The organism is Mixta sp. Marseille-Q2659, from assembly GCF_940807255.1.
Taxonomy (GTDB): Bacteria; Pseudomonadota; Gammaproteobacteria; order Enterobacterales; family Enterobacteriaceae; genus Mixta.
Genome location: NZ_CALNWY010000069.1, coordinates 1 through 1572, shown reverse-complemented (window position 1 = coordinate 1572; position 1572 = coordinate 1). Strand labels below are relative to the sequence as shown.

The 1572-nt window shown below is 53.8% G+C and carries 3 protein-coding genes; all 3 read left to right on the top strand.

Annotated features, from left to right (window positions below):
• Positions 1–169 precede the first annotated feature (169 nt).
• Positions 170–640: a 6,7-dimethyl-8-ribityllumazine synthase gene (gene ribE, locus P3C52_RS20900; protein ID WP_275556777.1), complete on the top strand. Its 471-nt coding sequence runs from the start codon at positions 170–172 to the stop codon at positions 638–640.
• A 19-nt stretch (positions 641–659) separates the two neighbouring features.
• Positions 660–1079, top strand: coding sequence for a transcription antitermination factor NusB (gene nusB / locus P3C52_RS20895; RefSeq protein ID WP_085067732.1), 420 nt, complete (start codon positions 660–662; stop codon positions 1077–1079).
• A 57-nt stretch (positions 1080–1136) separates the two neighbouring features.
• Positions 1137–1572, top strand: a 436-nt coding sequence (locus P3C52_RS20890) for an AIR synthase related protein (RefSeq protein ID WP_275556776.1), incomplete at its 3' end; no start/stop codon positions are given.

Sequence of the window (1572 nt, the reverse complement as noted above, 5' to 3'; positions counted from 1 at the left end):
TGCGCGATGCGCCGCTGTTCAGCTTTAGCGATATACGTCAGGTCGGCCCTGATTTACGTCTGACGCTCAAACCGGTTTAACACGCTGCGGAAAAGCGGAAGCAGAGTGCGAAAGAGTGTGGTAGAATCCGCCCCCCTGCGGGGCCAATAAGAACCCTGAAAGGAAAATTATGAAAATTATCGAAGCTGCTGTTGCTACGCCGGATGCGAAAGTCGCGATTATCATTGCGCGTTTCAACAACTTCATCAACGAAAGCCTGCTGGATGGCGCGATTGATGCGCTGAAGCGCATTGGCCAGGTGAAAGACGAAAACATCACCGTTATCTGGGTACCAGGCGCCTATGAATTACCGATGACGGCCCGTGCCGTTGCCAATGCCGGAAAACACGATGCGGTTATCGCCCTGGGCACCGTTATCCGTGGCGGCACTGCGCACTTCGAATATGTTGCCGGTGAGGCCAGTTCAGGTCTTGCCAGCGTCGCTATGAACAGTGACATCCCGGTCGCCTTCGGCGTCCTGACCACTGAAAATATCGAGCAGGCTATTGAACGCGCTGGTACTAAAGCGGGCAATAAAGGTGCGGAAGCCGCACTGACCGCGCTCGAAATGATTAACGTATTGAAAGCCATTAAAGCCTGATTTTTGTAAGGGGATTTTTGTGAAACCTGCTGCTCGTCGCCGCGCCCGTGAGTGTGCTGTCCAGGCGCTTTATTCCTGGCAGTTGTCCAACAATGACATTGCTGATATTGAATATCAGTTCCTCGCGGAACAGGATGTCAAAGATGTTGACATCAACTATTTCCGCGAGCTGCTGGCTGGCGTTGCGACCAACAGCGCGTACCTTGACGGTTTGATGAAGCCTTACCTGTCACGCCAGCTGGAAGAGCTGGGACAGGTGGAAAAAGCGATCCTGCGCGTTTCGCTGTATGAGCTGAGCAAGCGTAGCGATGTGCCTTATAAAGTGGCCATCAACGAAGGTATTGAGCTGGCGAAAGTATTTGGCGCTGAAGACAGCCATAAATTTGTTAACGGCGTACTGGATAAAGCCGCTCCGCAAATCCGCCCCAACAAGAAATAATCAATCGAGGCCGGAGTTCTTCCGGCCTTTTTCATTCAGGTTCAGCGGAATTTCATTATGTCATGTGGCGAATTTGAACTGATCGCGCGTTATTTTAACCGCGTGACAAGCTCACGTCGCGATGTGGAAAAAGGCATTGGCGACGACTGCGCGTTACTGAACGTGCCGGAAAAACAGACTCTGGCCATCAGTACCGATACGCTGGTAGAAGGCATTCACTTTCTGCGCGATATTCATCCAGCCGATCTCGGCTATAAGGCGCTGGCGGTTAATCTTAGCGACCTTGCCGCGATGGGCGCCGATCCCGCCTGGCTGACGCTGGCGCTTACGCTGCCGGAGATTGATGAGGCCTGGCTGAAAGCCTTCAGCGATAGTCTGTTTGAGTTGCTCGATTACTACGATATGCAGCTGATCGGCGGCGACACCACGCGCGGGCCGCGCAGCCTGACGCTGGGTATTCACGGCCTGGTGCCTGCCGGTCGGGCTTTGCGCC